Source organism: Streptomyces sp. NPDC020490 (genome assembly GCF_044335305.1).
GTDB lineage: Bacteria > Actinomycetota > Actinomycetes > Streptomycetales > Streptomycetaceae > Streptomyces.
Genome location: NZ_JBIRUY010000033.1, coordinates 1 through 19,381, shown reverse-complemented (window position 1 = coordinate 19,381; position 19,381 = coordinate 1). Strand labels below are relative to the sequence as shown.

General features: G+C 74.1%; 12 protein-coding genes and 2 pseudogenes. 9 read left to right on the top strand and 5 right to left on the bottom strand.

The features are described from left to right. Positions 1 to 101 precede the first annotated feature (101 nt). Positions 102 to 686, bottom strand: coding sequence for an RNA polymerase sigma factor (locus tag ACH4ZX_RS29390; RefSeq protein ID WP_398279104.1), 585 nt, complete (start codon positions 684 to 686; stop codon positions 102 to 104). A 241-nt stretch (positions 687 to 927) separates the two neighbouring features. Here ACH4ZX_RS29390 and ACH4ZX_RS29385 point away from each other — a divergent pair, with 241 nt between their 5' ends. The 5 genes from ACH4ZX_RS29385 to ACH4ZX_RS29365 all read left to right on the top strand — a co-directional run bounded on the left by ACH4ZX_RS29385 (position 928) and on the right by ACH4ZX_RS29365 (position 6,777). Continuing rightward, positions 928 to 2,415: a polyprenyl synthetase family protein gene (locus ACH4ZX_RS29385; protein WP_398279101.1), complete on the top strand. Its 1,488-nt coding sequence runs from the start codon at positions 928 to 930 to the stop codon at positions 2,413 to 2,415. Then, positions 2,412 to 3,962, top strand: a complete 1,551-nt coding sequence (gene crtI / locus ACH4ZX_RS29380; RefSeq protein ID WP_398279098.1) for a phytoene desaturase family protein — start codon at positions 2,412 to 2,414, stop codon at positions 3,960 to 3,962. The genes ACH4ZX_RS29385 and crtI overlap by 4 nt, the downstream gene beginning before the upstream one ends. Then, positions 3,959 to 5,044: a phytoene/squalene synthase family protein gene (locus ACH4ZX_RS29375; protein ID WP_398279095.1), complete on the top strand. Its 1,086-nt coding sequence runs from the start codon at positions 3,959 to 3,961 to the stop codon at positions 5,042 to 5,044. The genes crtI and ACH4ZX_RS29375 overlap by 4 nt, the downstream gene beginning before the upstream one ends. Further along, a complete protein-coding gene (locus tag ACH4ZX_RS29370) occupies positions 5,044 to 6,087 on the top strand; it encodes a DUF5914 domain-containing protein (RefSeq protein WP_398279093.1) in 1,044 nt (347 codons plus the stop codon). The genes ACH4ZX_RS29375 and ACH4ZX_RS29370 overlap by 1 nt, the downstream gene beginning before the upstream one ends. Before the next feature lie 108 nt (positions 6,088 to 6,195). Next, the gene (locus ACH4ZX_RS29365) at positions 6,196 to 6,777 is read left to right on the top strand and encodes a DUF488 family protein (RefSeq protein ID WP_398279090.1); all 582 of its coding nucleotides are present in this window, start codon (positions 6,196 to 6,198) and stop codon (positions 6,775 to 6,777) included. Here ACH4ZX_RS29365 and ACH4ZX_RS29360 read toward each other — a convergent pair. Further along, entirely contained in the window at positions 6,695 to 7,699 is a 1,005-nt protein-coding gene (locus ACH4ZX_RS29360) for a GNAT family N-acetyltransferase (RefSeq protein WP_398279087.1), read from the bottom strand. The genes ACH4ZX_RS29365 and ACH4ZX_RS29360 overlap by 83 nt on opposite strands. 285 nt (positions 7,700 to 7,984) lie before the next feature. On the opposite strand from ACH4ZX_RS29360, the gene ACH4ZX_RS29355 reads away from it, so the two are divergent. The 4 genes and pseudogenes from ACH4ZX_RS29355 to ACH4ZX_RS29340 form a co-directional block, all read left to right on the top strand. Continuing rightward, entirely contained in the window at positions 7,985 to 9,169 is a 1,185-nt protein-coding gene (locus ACH4ZX_RS29355) for a MerR family transcriptional regulator (RefSeq protein ID WP_398279084.1), read from the top strand. Positions 9,170 to 9,453: 284 nt separating this feature from the next. Then, on the top strand, positions 9,454 to 13,731 hold the full coding sequence (locus ACH4ZX_RS29350; RefSeq protein WP_398279081.1) for a HAMP domain-containing protein: 4,278 nt from the start codon (positions 9,454 to 9,456) through the stop codon (positions 13,729 to 13,731). Positions 13,732 to 13,807: 76 nt separating this feature from the next. Next, entirely contained in the window at positions 13,808 to 16,294 is a 2,487-nt protein-coding gene (locus tag ACH4ZX_RS29345) for a SpoIIE family protein phosphatase (RefSeq protein ID WP_398279078.1), read from the top strand. A gap of 158 nt (positions 16,295 to 16,452) precedes the next feature. After that, positions 16,453 to 16,977, top strand: a pseudogene (locus ACH4ZX_RS29340) (Dps family protein); the annotation flags it as partial. Here the strand turns inward: ACH4ZX_RS29340 and ACH4ZX_RS29335 are convergent. From ACH4ZX_RS29335 to ACH4ZX_RS29325, 3 genes and pseudogenes are all read right to left on the bottom strand, one after another. Continuing rightward, the gene (locus ACH4ZX_RS29335) at positions 16,880 to 17,920 is read right to left on the bottom strand and encodes a beta-ketoacyl-ACP synthase 3 (protein ID WP_398279075.1); all 1,041 of its coding nucleotides are present in this window, start codon (positions 17,918 to 17,920) and stop codon (positions 16,880 to 16,882) included. The pseudogene ACH4ZX_RS29340 and the gene ACH4ZX_RS29335 overlap by 98 nt on opposite strands. Next, on the bottom strand, positions 17,917 to 18,942 hold the full coding sequence (gene dmpG / locus ACH4ZX_RS29330) for a 4-hydroxy-2-oxovalerate aldolase (protein ID WP_398279072.1): 1,026 nt from the start codon (positions 18,940 to 18,942) through the stop codon (positions 17,917 to 17,919). Before dmpG ends, ACH4ZX_RS29335 begins: the two co-directional genes overlap by 4 nt. Further along, positions 18,939 to 19,381 (bottom strand): annotated as a pseudogene (locus tag ACH4ZX_RS29325) (hypothetical protein); the annotation flags it as partial. The pseudogene ACH4ZX_RS29325 and the gene dmpG, both read right to left, overlap by 4 nt.

The window sequence follows — 19,381 nt, the reverse complement described above, 5'->3', positions numbered from 1 at the left end:
CCCGTTCGGATGCGGTACGTCACCTGCGCGGTCGCTTCCCGCGTGAGCCTACCGAGCCGTACCGGCTCCGGCGCGGCGTGCGCATCGTTCGTGCACTGGTGTCACGCCGCGTGCTCGTCCTCGCCGTCGGCGAGACGGCTGGCGAGTCGGTGCAGTCCGCGGCGGGCGTGGCTCTTGACGGTGCCCAGCGGCCACCCGGTGAGTTCGGCGATCTGGGTCTGGGTGAGGTCGTCGTAGAAGGCGAGGTTGAGCACGCGACGCTGCGGTGCGGGCAGCCGCTCCAGTTCCCGGGCGAGCAGGACCCGGTCGAGCGCCGCCTCCGGCCGGGCCCCCTGGTCGGGGACCGTCAGCAGCAGCCTGGCGCCCGCCGCCGCGACGAGCTCGGTCCGCCGAGTACGGGCCGACAGCGCGTCGGCGATCTTCCGGCGGGCGATGCCGACGAGCCAGGCCGGCAGGGTCCCGCGCCCCGGGACGAACCCGGCCCGGCCCCGCCACGCGGCGAGGAACACCAACTGGGTGACGTCCTCCGCCTCCCTCGCGTCGCCCAGCGAGCGCTTGGCGAGGGTGTGCACCAGCGGGCCCCAGCGGCGGTGGACGACCTCGAGACACGCCTCGTCCCCGGCGAGGAAACCGTCGACGAGTTCGGTCTCGTCGAGGTACTCGAGGGTTTGCTGTGCGGTCGTCATGGCTACTCCTCTGCTGAGCCTGATCACCACTGAGAGCGACTAGGACCACTCCACCGTGCGGATTCGATGCACCCCTGCACAACTCGCATCGTCTTTGCATCGAAAATTCGGCAGCAGCCGGCGCGAGAGCCGTCATCCGGCAGGGATCGCCGCATCCGTCGCCCCGGCCCGCGCGGAACCGATGACGACGATGACGACGACGCCAGCTCTGATCGCGAGGATCTCGATGAGGGGAACCGGCATGAGCCCCACCGCGGCGAAGGATCACCGTGCGGACCGACGTCCGCCGGACCGCCCCCGCGCCGACCGGCCGTACGGCGCCCCGCACGGCGCCCCCACCGCCGCGCACCCGGCGGGCGCGGACGACCCGCACGCCGTGGACGGCGACATGACCGGCGCGGACGACCCGCACGCCGTGGACGGCGACGCGACCGGCGCGGACGATCCGCGCGCCGTGGAGGCCGGGGCCCGTCCGCACGCCGTGGACGGCGACGCGACCGGGGTGGACGATCCGCGGGTCGTGGACGCCGACGTGACCGGGGCGGTGCGCGGGGTCCTGGCCGGCCTGCTCGCCGAGCGGGTGGCCGCGGCCGAGGCGGTCGACCCGCTGTTCGCACGGGACCTGGCGGCGCGGGTCGCGCGGTTCACGGAGGACGGCGGCAAGTTCACCCGCTCCCGGTTCGTGTGGTGGGCGCAGCGCGCCTGCGCCGGCAGCGCGCCCCCGGCGCCGCACGCCGCCCTGCGGATCGGGGCCGCCCTGGAACTCATCCAGACCTGCGCCCTGGTCCACGACGACGTGATGGACGCCGCGCCGCTGCGCCGCGGCCGTCCCGCGCTGCACGCCGACGTCGCCGCCCAGTACGCCCGCGCCGCCGGACCGGGCAGCGCCCGCCTCGGCCAGGCGGCCGCCATCCTGGCCGGCGACCTGGCCCTGGCCTGGGCGGACGACGTGGTCGCGGACACCGAGCTGACGCCGGACACCGCCCACCGGGTGCGGGAGCTGTGGAGCATCATGCGGATGGAGATGGTCGCGGGGCAGTACCTCGACGCCCACGGCGAGGCCACCTCGGCGCGGTCCCTCGCCCGGGCGATCCGCGCCGCCTGCCTCAAGAGCGCGCTGTACTCCGTGGAGCGTCCGCTGGCGCTGGGCGCCGCCCTGGCCGGCGCGGACCCGCTCACGACCCGGGCGCTGTGCTCGGCCGGCCGCTGCGTCGGCCTCGCCTTCCAGCTGCGCGACGACCTCCTCGACGTCTTCGGCGACCCCCGCCGCACCGGCAAGCCCGCCGGGGGCGACCTGCGCACCGGCAAGCCGACCTACCTCGCCGCCGTCGCCCGGGCGCGGGCCGAGGCGGCGGGCGACCGGCACGCCCTGACGGTGCTGCGGGACACGCTCGGCCGGGCCGACGCGTCCGACGCCGAGCTGGACGCCGTGCGCGAGGTGTTCACGGCCACCGGGGCACGGCGGACCGTGGAGGGCAAGATCGGGCGGCTGGTGGCGCAGGGGCTGCGGCACCTGGACGCCGCCCCGCTGGAACCGCACGCCGGACAACGGCTGACCGCGTTGCTGCGCTCCGCCGCCGCGCCGCCACCGACCGGCACCCCGGACGCCGGGGACGCCGCGGGCGCCGCGGGCGCCGCGGGCGCCGCGGGCGCCGCGGGCGCCGCGGCGGACGGCGCGGTCCCCGTCTCCCTGCTGCTGACCGCCGCTGACGAGGGGGCGCGCCGATGACCCGCACCGTTCCCGGCCGCACCGACCACGTCGTGGTCGTCGGCGCCGGTCTGTCCGGGCTGGCGGCCGCCCTGCACCTGCTCGGCGCCGGACGCCGGGTCACCCTGGTCGAGCGCGACGAGTCGCCCGGCGGGCGTGCCGGGCGCCTGGTGCGGGGCGGCTACCACATCGACACCGGGCCCACCGTGCTGACGATGCCGCACCTCGCCGACGAGGCCTTCGCCGCCGTCGGCGACAGCCTGCACGCCCGCGTGGAACTCCTGCCGCTGCACCCGGCGTACCGGGCCCGCTTCGCCGACGGCAGCACCCTGGACGTGCACACCGGCGCCGAGGCGATGGAGGCGGAGGTGGAACGCTTCGCCGGCGCGCGCGAGGCGGCCGGCTACCGCAGGCTGCGCGCCTGGCTGGAGAAGCTGTACCGGGCGCAGATGCGCCGCTTCATCGACGTCAACTTCGACTCCCCGCTGCAACTGCTCGGCCCGGACCTCGCCCGGCTGGCCGCGCTCGGCGGGTTCGGCCGGCTGGACGCCCGCATCGGCCGCTTCGTGCACGACGAACGGCTGCGGCGGGTCTTCTCCTTCCAGTCCCTCTACGCGGGCGTGTCACCGGCCCGCGCCCTGGCCGCCTACGCCGTGATCGCCTACATGGACACCGTGGCCGGCGTGTACTTCCCGCGCGGCGGCATGCACGCGCTCCCCCGGGCCATGGCGGACGCCGCCGCCGACGCGGGGGCGGAGCTGCGCTTCGGGGAGGCGGTCACCCGGCTGGAGCGTTCCGGGGACCGCGTCACGGCCGTCGTCACCGAGCGGGACCGGATCCCCTGCGACGCGGTGGTCCTCACGCCCGACCTGCCCGTCGCCTACCGCCTGCTCGGCCACACCCCGAAGCGCCCGGTGCCGCTGCGGTTCTCCCCCTCCGCCGTGATCCTGCACGCCGGGACGGACCGCACCTGGCCGTGGCTGGCCCACCACACCATCTCCTTCGGCGCGGCCTGGCGGCAGACGTTCACCGAACTCACCGAGACCGGCCGTCTGATGAGCGACCCGTCCCTGCTCATCACCCGCCCCACCACCACCGACCCCGGCCTCGCCCCGCCCGGACGGCACCTGCACTACATCCTGGCCCCCGCCCCCAACACCGCCCTCGGCCCCAGCGCGGCGGACTGGGGCGACCTCGCCCCGGGCTACCGCAACAGCCTGCTCACCGAGCTGGAGCGGCGCGGCCTCGACGGCGTCGCCTCCGCCATCGAGGAACAGTGCCTGGTCACACCGGCCGACTGGCAGGCGCAGGGACACGCCGCCGGCTCGCCCTTCTCCGCCGCCCACACCTTCGCGCAGACCGGCCCGTTCCGGCCGCGGAACCTGGTGCGCGGCACGGCCAACGCGGTCCTGGCCGGCTGCGGCACCACCCCCGGCGTCGGCGTGCCGACCGTGCTGGTGTCGGGGAAGCTGGCCGCGGCGCGGATCACGGGCGGCGGCCGCTCCCGACGCTCCGGCGCGCCACCGCGGCCCGTCGTGCGGGAGGCCCGGGAAGGGAGGCCGGCGTGACCGACCGCGAACTCGACGCAGCCGGCATCGCCGATCCCGCGCTGCGGCAGGCGTACACGCACTGCCGGCGGCTCAACGCCCGGCACGGCAAGACGTACTTCCTGGCCACCCGCCTGCTGCCGGTGGAGCGCAGGCCCGCGGTGCACGCCCTGTACGGTTTCGCCCGCTGGGCCGACGACATCGTCGACGCCCTCGACAACGGCGGCCCGGCGGCCTCCGCGGACGACCGCTCGGCGCGGCTGGCCCTGCTGCAGCGCGAGCTGGAGACGGGGCTGCGCGCCGGGGACAGCGACGAGCCGGTGGTCCGGGCCCTGGCCGACACCGCGGGCCGCTACGCCATCGACCACCGGCACTTCGCCGACTTCATGACCGCGATGCGCGCCGACCTGGACGTCACCGGCTACGCCACCTACCGCGACCTGCGCGGCTACACCTACGGCTCGGCGGAGGTGATCGGCCTGCAGATGCTGCCGGTGCTCGGCACGGTCGTCCCGCGCGAGGAGGCGGAACCGCACGCGGCGGCCCTGGGCGTGGCGTTCCAGCTGACGAACTTCCTGCGGGACGTCGGCGAGGACCTCGACCGCGGCCGTGTCTACCTGCCCGCCGACCTGCTGTCGGCCCACGGCGTGGACCGCGACCTGCTGCGCTGGAGCCGTGACACCGGACGCCCCGACCGCCGGATCACCGCCGCGCTGCGGGAGTTCGAGCGGCTGACACGCGAGGTGTACCGGGACGCGGCGCCCGGACTGGCCATGCTCGAACCGGTCTCCCGGCCGTGCATCCGCACGGCGTTCGTGCTGTACGGGGGGATCCTGGACGCGGTCGCCGAGGACGGCTACCGCTCGGTGCAGCGCCGGGCCGTGGTCCCGCGGCGGCGCCGTGCCGTGGTGGCCGCCGACGGTCTGGTCCGGGTCGTCGCGGCGAGGCTGCGCGCCCGCGGGGCCGGGGACCGGACGGCCGCCGTCTCCCCCGCACAGACCGCACAGACCGCACAGACCGCAGACCGCGCAGACCCCGCCGGCCGCACCGGCCGGGACGGCTCCGGGTCCGCGTCCGAACCGATGCAGGAAAGGGTCGCCTGATGCCCCGCCGACCGCAGGACCGTGGCCGCTATCCCCTGTCGCTCCGCCGGCACCCGGTGCGCTGGGATGAGCAGCGGCCGACCTGGCGCCAGGCGCGCCCCGCGGTGATCGCCGAGGCCCTGAAGCGGGCCCAGGCGCGCCCCTCCGGCAACTGGTTCGTCGTGGGCGCGTCGCGTGACGTGCGCGGCGACCGGCCCCTGTCCGGCACGGTGGCCGGGCGGGAGGTCGTGGTGTGGCGCACCGCCGACGGGCGGCTGGCGGCGGGTCCGGGCATCTGCCCGCACCTGGGCGCGCCGCTCGCGGACAGCCCGGTGCGCTGCGGGACGCTCGTGTGCCACTGGCACGGGCTGGCCCTGGACGGGGCGCCGTTCGCCGGGTGGGAGCCGCTGCCCGTGCACGACGACGGCGTCCTGGTCTGGGTGCGCCTGGACCCGGTGGGCGGCGAGGCGCCGCTGGACGCCCCCGTCGTACCGCCCCGCCCGGAGCCGGCCCGCTCCCTCGCCGCCGTCTACACCGGGGTGGGGGTGTGCGAGCCCGAGGACGTCGTCGCCAACCGGCTCGACCCGTGGCACGGGGCCTGGTTCCATCCGTACTCCTTCGTCGACCTCACGGTCGTCGGCACGCCGGGCGGGGACGGGACGGACGGGGAGGGGACGGACGGGGACGGGGCGGACGCCGACGACGGCTTCACCGTGGACGTCTCCTTCAAGGTCGCGGGACGGCTCGTCGTGCCGGTGCGGGCGGTCTTCACCACCCCCGGACCGCGCACGGTCGTCATGCGCATCACCGAGGGCGAGGGGCGGGGTTCGGTCGTCGAGACGCACGCCACCCCGCTGGGTCCGGACGAGCGGGGCCGTCCCCGCACCGCCGTCGTCGAGGCCGTCGTAGCCTCCTCCGAACGGCCCGGATTCGCCGCGGCCCGCAGGATGGCCCCGGTGTTGCGCCGGTTCATGGAGGCGACGGCCGGACGGCTGTGGCGCGACGACCTGGCCTACGCGGAACGCCGCTGGCAGCTGCGTTCCACCGGGCGTTTCCCGGGCTGACCCGAACGGGACGCCGGCCGTCCCGCTTCCGCGCCCTCCGGCGCGGGGCCCCGCGTGGGCCCCGCGCCCCGGCGTGCCGCTCGGGCCCGGACCTGCTGCACTCTCTCCATGGGCCCTGACCGGACCGGCGCCCCGCCGGAGACCCCGCCGCCCCGGCCCGAGCTGATCACCTTCGGGCACGGCACCGCGGACCGGGCGTCGCTGACGGACCTGCTCCGGGGCGCCGGCGTGACCGCCGTCGTCGACGTCCGGACCGCGCCCGGCAGCCGCCGCCACCCGGACATGTCACGGCAGCGGCTGGCGCGGTGGCTGCCCGAGGCGGGCGTCGCCTACCGCTGGGAGCCGCGCCTGGGCGGCTTCCGCAGACCGCCGCCGGACTCGCCCGACACGGTCTGGCGCAACGTCTCCTTCCGGGGCTACGCCGCGCACACCCGCAGCCCGGAGTTCGTCGCCGCCGTGGACGACCTGCTGCGGCAGGCACGCGCGGAGCGCACCGCGGTGATGTGCGGCGAGGCGGTGTGGTGGCGGTGCCACCGGCGCCTGATCGCCGACTTCGCCGTCCTGGCCCGCGGCGCGCTCGTCCGCCACCTCATGCACGACGGACGCCTCACGGCACACCGCCCGACTCCGGGCGCCCGCCTGCGCCCCGACGGCCTCCTCGTGTACGACGACGACACCGCTCGTGGTTGATCACCGCTCTGCCGGCAGGTTCTTCCGGAAGACCGTGGAACTGTGCCGGACCCTCATACCCACGCTCAGGTACAAGTCGAGTGCGCCGGTCTCCGAGTGCGTCCCGAGCGTGCACGCCTGCCGTCCCCGCTGGTGGAAGCCGCGGAACACGGTGCGGAGCAGGAGACGGGCGATGCCCCGGTTTGCGGTGATCGCGGCGGATGGCGACCTGCTCGATGCGGCCCTCGCCGGTGTCCGGGAGATCCAGCGCGAGCGCGACGCCGACCAGTTGGCCGTCGGCTAACGCCAGCGCCGACATCGCGGGGGCGAAGGCGGGGCGGTCGACGGTGTGCCGGGCCCACTCCTGGTAGGACTGGCGCCGCTGCTGCCATTCGTCGAAGGCGTCCTCGACGACCCGGTGTGCGTCGTGCTCGTCGCCGGGGCCGAACGGCCGGACCGTGATGCCGGCCGGGGGCTCGGGCACGGCCGGTTCCTCCGGCATCGGGAACTCCAGCAGCCATTCGGTCACCATCGGCTCGTATCCGCGCGAGCGCAGCAGCGCGACAGCATGTCTGTCGCTGTCCGGGACCGTCTGGACGATGCGCGCGCCACCCGTCTGCCGGGCGCGGGCCTCGGCCCAGTCCAGGAGCGCGCCGCCCAGGCCGCGGCCGCGGTGCTCGGGGTGGACGTCCACCTCCGAGCGCCGGTTCACCCAGGCCCGAGCGACCAGCTGCCCTGCCCGGTCGTGGATCTGCCGGGTGTCCAGCTCCGGGACCAGCCCCGGTCTGGCCAGGTCGGCGGCGACGCGGCCGAGATCGGTGTGCGCCTGTCCGTGGAGCTCCCGCTCGCAGGCCGTGACCAGGCGATGGACGTCGCCGAGGTCGTCGGCAGTGGTCGGACACGCCCGGTATCCAGGCGGCAACTCCGGCATGAGGTCTGACAACTGTGGACGCTCCTCCCCCAGGGGCGGGACCGGAGAGCGATCCCGCCTCGTAGCCCGGTGCCAGCGTAGGGAAAGCGGTTCGGCACGGTCAGGTCCTGGGGATGCCGGTCCTGGCCGCGATCCCCATCGGCGATCCGCGCCGGAGGCCGGTCGTTGCATCCGTCGACGCTGCCGGAACCGAAGCAGGGGTGGCATGACCGGTTCTGTTACCGCCGGTCGCGTGATGTGAGCGGAGGCGGCTGTGATCGACGTCGGGGGCTGTCACCCGGGCGGGACGCGGTGGACGTGAGCGAGGAGGACGCCGGGGCCTTCCCCGCGGCCGGGGTGACCACCGGCTTCCTCGCCCGGCGCCTGGGTGTGTCGCCCACCACCCTGCGGTCCTGGGACCGCCGCTACGGCCTCGGCCCGGCGGCCCGCGCCGACGGACGCCACCGGCGGTGGTCGCCCGACGACATCGCCATGGTCTTCGAGATGTGCCGGCTCACGGCCTCGGGCATCCCCCCGGCGGAGGCGGCACGGGCCGCGAAGGAGCGCGCCGGCACGGGCACCACCGGCACGGGCACCACCGGCACGGGCACCACCGACGCAGGCACCGCCGACACGGGCACCACCGGCACGGGCACCACCGACGCAGGCACCGCCGGCACGGGCACCACCGGCACGGGCACCACCGGCACGGACATCGTCGGTACGGGCATCGCCGGTACAGGCGCCCTCGGCCGGGTGCCGGCGTCGGTCTCCGGTCTCGTCCACGGCGCCGTCCCCGTGCCGCCGGACGGCCGCCCGGCGGCACGCGCCTCGCGCTCCCCCAGCGGCCTGCCCCTGGGCGACGTGCGGCAGGAGTGCAGGGGCCTGGCGCGCGCGGCCGTCCGGCTGGACGCGGCGGGCGTGCAGGAGCAGCTGACGTCGGCGGTGCGCACCTACGGCCTGGTCGTGGCCTGGGAGGAGATCCTCGCGCCGGTGCTGCGGGCCGTGGGCCGCAAGTGGCAGTCCGCCGGAGACCGGTACCTGGAGGTCGAGCACCTGCTGTCCTGGCACATCTCCGCCACGCTCCGCCACGCCTACGTGCACGCGGCGGCGGCCCCGCGCCGGCCCGGGATCCCTCCGGTGCTGCTGGCCTGTCTGCCCGACGAGCAGCACACCCTGCCCCTGGAGGCGCTGGGCGCCGCGCTGGCGGAGCGGGGCGTGCCCACGATCGTGCTGGGCGGCGCGGTGCCCGCCGAGGCGCTCACCGACGCGATGCGGCGGGTCGGTCCCGGCGCCGCGGTGCTCTGGTCGCAGTCCCGGTCCACGGCGGACATGCCGCTGGCGCGCCGGCTCGCCGTCACCCGCTGGGGTGTGCGCGGCGCCCGGACGCACAGCGCGGTACTGCTGAGCGGCCCCGGCTGGGGACGCGCACAAGGGCCCGGCCTGCTCCGTCCCCGGGGACTGCACGAGGCCCTGCGGATGCTCGGGACGCGGGATTCCTGAAGGCCCCCCGGGTATCGGACCGGGTATCGGAAAACAAATTCGAGTACCCCCGAATGCGCTGGCCATTCCACCGGGTTCGGAAGTTTTTCGGGCGGACTGAAGTGCTCGCATCAGCCTTTGGTTGTCGCACGACAACTGGGTTAACCTTCACCGGATTTTCTCATCCGGCCGATCCACGGACTGCGGAAATGCGGACGGTGAGCGGGGCCGAAAGGAACCCGGCACGGTTCCGAGCCCTCGGGGTGAGGGCTCTTGGGGAAGCGGGAAGCGGAACGAGGGCGCGCATGACCAGCAAGACGATCGAGGCCGTGGACCGGGCCCCGGGCGAGCAGGAGCTGCGGCAGCTGCTGGCCGGACTGACCGCGGTACGTGACGGTGACTTCGGCACCCGGCTGCCGTCCGACGGCGAGGGCCTGCTCGGCGACATCGCCACGGTGTTCAACGGCATGGTGGACCAGCTGTCGGTCTTCACCTCGGAGGTGACGCGCGTCGCGCGCGAGGTGGGCACCGAGGGCACCCTGGGCGGCCAGGCGGAGGTGCCGGGCGTCTCGGGCACCTGGGCCGACCTGACCGACTCGGTCAACGCCATGGCGGGCAACCTGACCACCCAGGTCCGCGACATCGCCCAGGTGGCGACCGCGGTCGCCAAGGGCGACCTGTCGCAGAAGATCGACGTCCCCGCGCGCGGCGAGATCCTTCAGCTGAAGGAGACCGTCAACACGATGGTCGACCAGCTGTCGTCGTTCGCCGCCGAGGTCACCCGCGTCGCCCGCGAGGTCGGCAGCGAGGGCCGGCTCGGCGGGCAGGCGCAGGTGCCCGGCGTCGGCGGCGTGTGGCGCGACCTCACCGACTCGGTCAACTTCATGGCCGGCAACCTCACCTCCCAGGTCCGCAACGTCGCCCAGGTGACCACCGCGGTGGCGCAGGGCGACCTCTCGCAGAAGATCACCGTCGACGCCCGCGGCGAGATCCTGGAACTGAAGAACACCATCAACACGATGGTCGACCAGCTCTCCGCCTTCGCCGACGAGGTCACCCGCGTCGCCCGCGAGGTCGGCACCGAGGGACGCCTGGGCGGGCAGGCGGACGTCAAGGGCGTCAAGGGCACCTGGCGCGACCTCACCGACTCCGTGAACTTCATGGCGGGCAACCTCACCGCGCAGGTCCGCAACGTCGCCCAGGTCGCCACGGCGGTCGCGCAGGGCGACCTCTCCCAGAAGATCACCGTCGACGCCCGCGGCGAGATCCTGGAACTGAAGAACACCATCAACACGATGGTCGACCAGCTCTCCGCCTTCGCCGACGAGGTCACCCGCGTCGCCCGCGAGGTCGGCACCGAGGGCAACCTGGGCGGACAGGCCATCGTGCGGGGCGTGTCGGGCACCTGGAAGGACCTCACCGACAACGTCAACGTGATGGCGTCGAACCTGACCGGTCAGGTGCGCTCCATCGCGCAGGTGGCCACGGCCGTCGCGCGCGGCGACCTGTCGCAGAAGATCACGGTCGAGGCCAAGGGCGAGGTCGCGGCGCTGGCCGACGTCATCAACACGATGGTCGACACGCTGTCCGCGTTCGCCGACGAGGTCACCCGCGTCGCCCGCGAGGTCGGCACCGAGGGCCGCCTGGGCGGGCAGGCGAACGTGCCGAACGTGGCGGGCACCTGGAAGGACCTCACCGACAACGTCAACTCCATGGCCAACAACCTCACCGGCCAGGTGCGCAACATCGCGCTGGTGACGACCGCGGTGGCAGGCGGCGACCTGTCGAAGAAGATCGACGTGGACGCCCGCGGCGAGATCCTGGAGCTGAAGACCACCATCAACACGATGGTCGACCAGCTGTCGTCGTTCGCCGCCGAGGTCACCCGCGTCGCCCGCGAGGTCGGCAGCGAGGGCCGGCTCGGCGGACAGGCCGAGGTGGAGGGCGTCGAGGGCACCTGGAAGCGGCTGACGGAGAACGTCAACGAACTCGCCGGGAACCTCACCCGGCAGGTCCGCGCCATCGCCGAGGTCGCCAGCGCCGTCGCCGAGGGCGACCTGACCCGCTCGATCACCGTGGAGGCGTCCGGCGAGGTCGCCGAGCTGAAGGACAACATCAACTCCATGGTGGAGTCCCTGCGCGAGACCACCCGGGCCAACCAGCAGCAGGACTGGCTCAAGACCAACCTCGCCCGCATCTCCAGCCTGCTGCAGGGCCACCGCGACCTGCCCGTCGTCGCCGAGCTGATCATGGACGAGCTGACGCCGCTGGTCTCGGCGCAGTACGGCGCGTTCTACCTGGCGGAGGACACCGCGCGCGGTCCCGAACTGCGGCTGGTGGGCTCCTACGGCTACCCCGACGACGCCGGCCGGCCCGACCGCATCCCCGTCGGCCGCTCACTGGTCGGGCAGGCCGCCCGCAACCGGCGCCCGATCAGCGTGGAGGAGCTGCCGCCGGGCTACGTGACCATCTCCTCCGGGCTCGGGCAGACCGTGCCCAGCGCCCTGGTCGTGCTGCCCATCGTGGTCGAGGAGCAGGTCCTCGGCGTCATCGAGCTGGCCTCCGTCGCCCGCTTCACGCGGATCCACCAGGACTTCCTGGCGCAGCTGATGCCGACCATCGGCGTCAACCTCAACACCATCGTGGCCAACGCCCGTACCGACGAGCTGCTGGACGAGTCGCAGCGGCTGACCGCCGAACTCCAGGCGCGGTCGGAGGAGTTGCAGGTGCAGCAGGACGAACTGCAGCGCTCCAACGCCGAACTGGAGGAGAAGGCCTCCCTGCTGGCCTCGCAGAACCGCGACATCGAGGCGAAGAACCTGGAGATCGAGCAGGCCCGGCAGGAGCTGGAGACCCGCGCCCAGGAGCTGGCGCTGGCCTCGAAGTACAAGTCGGAGTTCCTGGCGAACATGAGCCACGAACTGCGCACCCCGCTCAACAGCCTGCTGATCCTGGCCCAGTTGCTGGCGCAGAACCCCTCGCGCAACCTGACCCCGAAGCAGGTCGAGTACGCGGGCATCATCCACTCGGCGGGCTCGGACCTGCTGCAGCTGATCAACGACATCCTCGACCTGTCGAAGGTCGAGGCGGGCAAGATGGACGTCGCCCCCGAGCGGGTACCGCTGCGCAAGCTGCTGGAGTACGTCGAGGCGACGTTCCGGCCGATGACGACGCAGAAGAGCCTGGACTTCACGGTGGCCACCGCGCCGGGCACGCCCGCCGACCTGCTCACCGACGACTCCCGGCTGCGGCAGATCCTGCGCAACCTGCTGTCGAACGCGGTGAAGTTCACCGAGCAGGGCGGTGTGGAGCTGCGCATCGAGCCCGCCGCCGACCGGGAGGTCCCGCCGGGCGTCCACCGCGGCGGCCCCGTCGTGGCCTTCCGGGTCAAGGACACCGGCATCGGTATCCCCCGGCAGCACCTGGAGACGATCTTCGGGGCGTTCCAGCAGGCGGACGGCACCACCAGCCGCAAGTACGGCGGCACCGGCCTCGGCCTGTCCATCACCCGGGAGATCGCCCACCTGCTCGGCGGCGCCGTCACGGTCGACAGCGCGCCCGGCCGGGGCTCCACGTTCACGCTCTACCTGCCCGTCGCGCGCGCCGACTTCGAGGACCTCCTGGACGGCGGCGGCCGGCCCGCGGAGATCGCGCACTCCTCGGCCGCCTCGGATGCGCTGCCGCAGGCCCCGGCGCAGGCCGCCGGGCACAGCGGGACGCAGGAACAGCGCAGGCGCCGGCTGCTGGTCGTGGAGGAGCGCCCGCGCGGACTGCTCACCCTGGTCGCCGAGCGCGCGGTCGCCGACATCGCGCCGGACCCCGACGACCCGCTGGGGGCGATCGACATCATCACGGCCGTCGGCGCCCAGGAGGCGGCGGCGACGCTGGCCGCCGAACCGTGCCACTGCGTGGTCCTGGAACTGGGCATGCCCGACGACGAAGGCGCCCGGCTGCTGGAGGCCATGCAGGGCGACTCCGCGCTGTCCAGCGTGCCGGTGCTGGTGCACACCGGTCACCGGGTGGACCTGGCGCACGAGCAGATGCTGCGCTCCCGCGCCGACGGCCGCCCGCTGGACTTCCTCTCCAGCCTGGACGAGCTGCGCGAACGCGTCACGCTGCACCTGTCGGCCGAGGAGCCGGGCGACGTGCTGTCGCTGGTGCGCGCCGAGGAGTCGCAGCGCCCGGCCGCGCAGGTCGCGGACGACGCCTTCCTCGGCCGTACGGTGCTCGTGGTGGACGACGACGCGCGCAACCTGTTCGCGCTCAGCGGGGTGCTGGAGCTGCACGGTTTCCAGGTCCTGCACGCCGACAACGGCCGCAAGGGCATCGAGATGCTGCTCGCCCACCCGGACGTGTCGCTGGTCCTGATGGACGTGATGATGCCGGAGATGGACGGCTACGCCGCCACCGCGGAGATCCGCGCGATGCCGCAGTACGCCGAGCTGCCGATCATCGCCGTCACCGCCAAGGCCATGCCGGGGGACCAGGAGAAGAGCCTGGCGTCGGGCGCGAACGACTACGTCACCAAGCCCGTCGACACCGACGACCTCATCGGCCGCGTCCGGCGCTGGCTGTCGGCGTGAGACCACGTCACGCCGCCGTGCGCACCAGCCGATCACATGGCGTCCCCGGACGCCGGAGCCGAGGAACAGGTCAACCGTGAGCGATCTCCAGCAGCCGTCCGAGCCGGAGGGCACCGGCCTCCCCCCGGGTGAAGCGCCCGGCGACGAAGCGGCGGGCCTCGGTCTGCTCGCCGCGGTGCCGTCCGCCCGCGACGGCGGAGCCCAGGAGGACGCGGACGGCCGGGCCACGCCGGTGGGCCGGCTCGCGGCGACCGTGCAGCGGCTGCGCCGTGAGGTGCGGGAGGCCCAGGCGGAGGCGGACGGGCGTGCCCTGATCGAACTGGCCAAGGGCATCCTCGTCGAGCGGCTGGGGTGCGGGCCGGCGCAGGCGGCGCGGCAACTGGCCGAGCTGACCGAGCAGGCCGGCGTCACGCCGCTGGAGTTCGCGGTGGAGGTCATCAACCAGGCCTCGCGGGACCGGCTGTCCGAGGTGACGACCGCGTTCCTCGCGGCCACGTCGGACCGTGCCGGGGACGACGCGCAGGGCGGTGAGTCCTCCGCCGTGCGGCTGCGGGCCGCCGAGAGCGGTGCGCTGGCCGCCGACGACGCCCAGGCGGTGGCCGACTCGCTGCTTGAGCACGCCCTGACACCGCTCGGCGCGGTGGCGGTGGCGATCTGGGCGCTGGGCGCCGACGGTTCCCTCACCCTCGTGGGCAGCGCCGGGTTCTCCGTCGCGGAGGCGGGGCGCTGGCGGTACGTGCCGCCGGGCGTGGCGACCGTGGCCCGGCGCGGGCTGGGCGAGCGGTCCGGCCGGTGGATCGGCTGCCTGTCCGAGACCGGCCTGCCCTCGATCGGCCAGCACCACCACCCCGACGGCGGCCGGGTCGCCGTACCGGCGAGCAACGGCGGCCGGATCCACGGCGTGCTGGAGATCGTCTGGCCCGCGCCGCTGGAGCCGCAGCCGCCGCAGATCGTCCGTCAGGTCGAGGCGCTGGCCGAGCTGTGCGCGCACACGCTGGAGAACCACGCCCTGCACCGCCCGGACGACGATCCGGCGCCGCGCCCGCTGCCCGATGTCGCCGAGCTGACGGCCCTGGCCGACGGGCTGCACGACCCGGCCCTGGTGCTGGTGCCGCACCTGGACTCCGCCGGGGAACTGGTCGACTTCCGCATCCACCACGTCAACAGCCGCTTCCTGGACCCGGCCGGCCGGCCGCGCGGTGTGGTCAACGGCGCCCTGCTGCTGGAGGCGTACCCGATGGCCGCCGGCGAGAGCGAGCTGTTCGAGCAGGTCGAACGGGTCTACGCGACGGGTGAGCCGTTCCGTGCCCACCGCATGCGGCTCACCGCCCTGGTGGACGACGTCCCGCTGGCGGCGGTCGCCGACATCAACATCAGCCGCCACGGCGGCAGCGTGCTGCTGATCTGGCGCATAGAGGACGAGACGGCGCGCCTGGCGAGCCTGCTGCAGCACGCCCAGCGCCTCGGCCGCATCGGCGGCTTCGAGGAGAACCTGCTCACCGGCGAGATCACCTGGAACGGGCAGCTCTACAGCCTCTACGGCCGGCCCGCCACCAGCGGCCCGGTACCGCTGGAGGACCTGCCCGCGCACGCCCACCCGGACGACGCCGTGGCCATCGGCAGGTTCCTGCGCACCCTGGTGAACCACCGCCGGCCGGCGTCCACGGCGTTCCGGCTGCAGCGGCCCGACGGGGTGACCCGGCACATCCGGGTGGTGGCCGAGCCGGTCCTGGACTCCGACGGCCGGCTGTTCGTCGTACGGGGCGCCTACCAGGACATCTCCGCCCACCACTGGACGGAGGTGGCGCTGGCCGCCACCCGCGACCAGCTCGCGCACACCGAGCAGCAGGCGAGCGAACGCAACCGGCTCGCACTTCAGTTGCAGCACGCCATCATGCCCCCGGCGCAGGCCCCGCTGGAGGCTCCCGGCCTGCGCGTGGCCGTGCGCTACCGGCCCGCCGAGACGCAGCAACTGGTCGGCGGCGACTGGTACGACGCGGTCGTGCTGCCGTCGGGGCTGGTGCTGCTGTGCGTGGGGGACGTCGCCGGGCACGGCATCGAGGCGGCCACCAGCATGGTCGTCCTGCGCAACGCCCTGCGCGGGCTGGCCGTGACGGGCGCGGGGCCGGGCCAGCTGCTGTCCTGGCTCAACATGGTGGCCCACCACCTGACCGGCGCCGTCACGGCGACGGCGGTCTGCGGCCTGTACGACCCCGAGCGGCGCACCCTGCGCTGGGCCAGGGCGGGTCATCTGCCGCCCGTCCTGGTGCGCGGCACCGACTCGGCGGCGCTGCCCCTGCTCAAGGGCCTGCTGCTCGGCGCCCTGCCGGAGGCCACGTACGAGGAGCACGAGGTCCAGCTGGCCGTCGACGACACGCTGCTGATGTACACGGACGGCCTGATCGAACGCCGTGACCGGTCCGTGGAGGAGTCGCTGGCCCAGCTCCTCACGGCCGCGCGCACGGTCCCGCCCACCCTGGAACAGCAGCTGGACCGGCTGCTGACCTACAGCAGGTCCGACACCGACGACGACACCTGCATCGTGGGGGTGCGGGTGGCGTAGACGGGGGCGGCACGGCGCGCGGGCCGGCGGCGGGCGTCACCTGACCGGGCTCCGCCGTGCTGGTCCGATCAGTGCACGAGCGCCACGTCACAGGTCTGCCGCCGCGGAGGCGGGGCACCAGAACTCCTGTCTCACCCCACGGAGAAGGAGATGTGAACATGGCGAAGGACCTCACTCCCAAGTACACGGTGCCGGGCATCGAGCGCGAGGCGGCCGGCCGGCTCATCGACGTCCTCCGCCTGCGGCTGCACGCCCTGAACGACCTCCACCTCACGCTGAAGCACGTCCACTGGAACGTGGTGGGGCCGCACTTCATCGCCGTGCACCAGATGGTCGACCCGCAGGTCGACCGGGTGCGCGACATGGCCGACGACGTCGCCGAGCGCATCGCCGCCCTGGGCGGGGTCGCGCAGGGCACGCCCGGGTCGCTGGTCAAGGAGCGCACCTGGGACGACCACTCCATCGGCCGCGAGGAGGCCATCGCGCACCTCGGCGCGCTGGACGTCGTGTACACGGGCCTGATCGAGGACGTGCGTTCCGCGATCAAGGTCGTCGGGGAGATCGACCCGGCGACGGAGGACCTGCTCATCGAGCAGCTGCGGGACCTGGAGCAGTTCCAGTGGTTCGTCCGGGCGCACCTGGAGAACGCCGGCGGTTCGCTGACGACGGCTCGGGCGGACACCAGGGCCCCGGGGAGAATCCCGTTCGCCCGTTTTGGTCACGGGATGCTGTGCAGGTTGAGGGCTGCGTCGGGGCGGGTGACAGGATCGGGATCGACGCGGCGGCGGTGTTGCCCACCTCCTGGATGTTCTGCGGGTGCCGCTCCGCGGGAATGCTCAGCTCGGCCGCGACCGCGGCCGCCACTCGGGCGTTGGCCTGGTGGACGACGAGCCGGTCGACGTCCTCGGTCCGCCAGCCGACCGCACCGGCCGCCGCCCGTGCGGCCTGCGCCATGCGCTCGACTGCCTGGCGGAACACCGCGCGGCCCCGCTTCTGGAAGTAGCCGTCCTCGACGCTGATGAGGTCGCGCTGTTCACCATCGCTGCCCAGCACGGTCCGGCCGAGCGCGCCGGCATCGGCCGCGGGCCCGCGCCGCAGGACGACCGCGCCAGCGCCGTCGCCGAAGATCGGCACCGTGGTGCGGTCGAGGGGGTTCAGCAGGGTGGTAAACCGTTCGGCGGCGACCACCAGCACCCGGTCGGCGTGCCCGGCGGCGATGAGGCCGCCGCCCGTGGCCAGGGCGTAGAGGAAGCCGGTGCACACCGCCGCCACATCGAAGGCGGCCACACCGGTCAGACCGAGCCGGGCGGCGACCTCGGGAGCGGTGGCGGGACAGGTGCGGTCCGGGGTGGTGGTCGCGAGCACCACGGCCTGCACCTCCTGGTCGTCGGCGGACTTCAGCGCCCGGGCGCCCGCCTCCGCCGCCAGTTCCGCGGTGGACACCCCGGGGCCGGCGACCCGCCGGGCACGGATACCGGTTCTGCTGACGATCCAGTCCTCGGTGGTGTCCAGCCGGGCACACAGCTCCGCGTTGGTCACCACGTGCGGCGGCAGCCAGTACCCGGTGCCGCAGATCACGGCGGCGTCCGCCGCCGGGCCGGCCGGGCGGGAGGCGTGGCCGGTCATGCGCGCACGCTCCGAAGTTCCTGGGCGACGTCGACGATGAGGTCCTCATGCCCGGCCACCGCTTGCCGCCTGCCCAGTTCGAAGAAGATGTCGCGGGGGTCCACCCCTTCGCGGCGGGCGATGTCCAGCACCCGTGTCTTGAAGCCGGAGAAGACGCCGGCGAGACCGCTCACCAGGCTGACCGAGTCGATCGTGGGCGGTGCCGGCATCAGCTCCCGCTCGGCGAGGTCGGCCGCGTCCAGCAGCCGGTACAGATCGATCCCGGTCTCGAAGCCCATCCGTTCGAGCACGGGCACTACGACCTCCAGCTGGGTGTTGCCGGCCCCGGCGCCGAAGCCGCGGGCGCAGGCGTCGATGATCCCGGCCCCGGCCTGCGCCGCCGCCACCGAGTTGGCGACGGCCATGCCGAGGTTGTTGTGCCCGTGGAAGATCACCGGTACGTCCACGGCCTCGACTATCTTCGAGACGCGTTCCGTGACGTCCGGCGGCAGGTAGTGGCCGGAGGAGTCGAAGATGCCGACGGCCGACGCCCCGAACTCCGCGAGCCGGCGGCACTCCTCGGCCAGCCGCTCGGCGTCGGCCATGTGGCTCATCAGCAGCAGACATTGCGCTTCGACGCCGGCGTCCCGCAGGAACCCCAGGTGCCGCTCCGTGAGGTCGCCCTCCGTGCAGTGGGTGCCGAACCGTACCACGTCTGCGCCGTGGGCCAGGGCGCGGCGCAGGTCACGGGTGGTGCCCCAGCCGGGCAGCATGAAGACGCCCATCTTGCTGTTCGGCAGGGCCTCGCGCACCGTCGACAGCATCTCGTCGTCACTCAACGCGGCCTGCCCGACCTGGAGCGAGGAGGCACCGAGGCCGCTGCCGTGTCCGACCTCGACGACGGGCACGCGGGCGGCGTCGGCGGCTGCCGCGTAGTGGCTCAGCTGCTCGCGGTTCAGCACGTGCCGGACCGCGTGGTGGCCGTCGCGCAGGGTCGGGTCGTGGATCACGACGCGACGCGGCCCTTCGTCGGACAGTGTCATGACACCCCCATGGTGGCCGTCGGTGCCCCGTTCACCGCGCACTGCTCGGCGACCAGGACCGCCGCCGAGTTGATGATGTCGAGGTTTCCCACGTGGCGCGGGATGCGGTCACCGGCGGCGGCGACCTCGACCGCGACGAACACCCGGTCATCGGCCACGGTGCATGCCTTCACCGCGAACCCGGGTGCGAACCCGTGTACTTCCTCGGCCGCCTGTGCTACCGCCGCGCTCACGGCGTCGGCGTCGATGCCTGAACCCAGCACCGACATCGCCACCCGGAACATCACCGGTGGGGACGCCGGGCTCAGGTTGACCATGACCTTCACGTCGGGAACGTGGGTTAACCTGCGCGTTTCACTTGGGGGCGTGTCCGGATCATGAGCGGCAAAGCGAAAGTGCCTTCTGACCTGGGACGATAGGGCTTGTCTAAGGCTTCTGT

Excerpts from the sequence above, each read along its gene's own strand:
- ACH4ZX_RS29365 (WP_398279090.1), top strand. The coding sequence starts at position 6,196 with ATGGGCCCTGACCGGACCGGCGCCCCGCCGGAGACCCCGCCGCCCCGG.
- dmpG (WP_398279072.1), bottom strand. The coding sequence starts at position 18,942 with ATGACACTGTCCGACGAAGGGCCGCGTCGCGTCGTGATCCACGACCCG.
- ACH4ZX_RS29385 (WP_398279101.1), top strand. The coding sequence starts at position 928 with ATGAGCCCCACCGCGGCGAAGGATCACCGTGCGGACCGACGTCCGCCG.
- ACH4ZX_RS29390 (WP_398279104.1), bottom strand. The coding sequence starts at position 686 with ATGACGACCGCACAGCAAACCCTCGAGTACCTCGACGAGACCGAACTC.
- crtI (WP_398279098.1), top strand. The coding sequence starts at position 2,412 with ATGACCCGCACCGTTCCCGGCCGCACCGACCACGTCGTGGTCGTCGGC.
- ACH4ZX_RS29335 (WP_398279075.1), bottom strand. The coding sequence starts at position 17,920 with ATGACCGGCCACGCCTCCCGCCCGGCCGGCCCGGCGGCGGACGCCGCC.
- ACH4ZX_RS29350 (WP_398279081.1), top strand. The coding sequence starts at position 9,454 with ATGACCAGCAAGACGATCGAGGCCGTGGACCGGGCCCCGGGCGAGCAG.
- ACH4ZX_RS29370 (WP_398279093.1), top strand. The coding sequence starts at position 5,044 with ATGCCCCGCCGACCGCAGGACCGTGGCCGCTATCCCCTGTCGCTCCGC.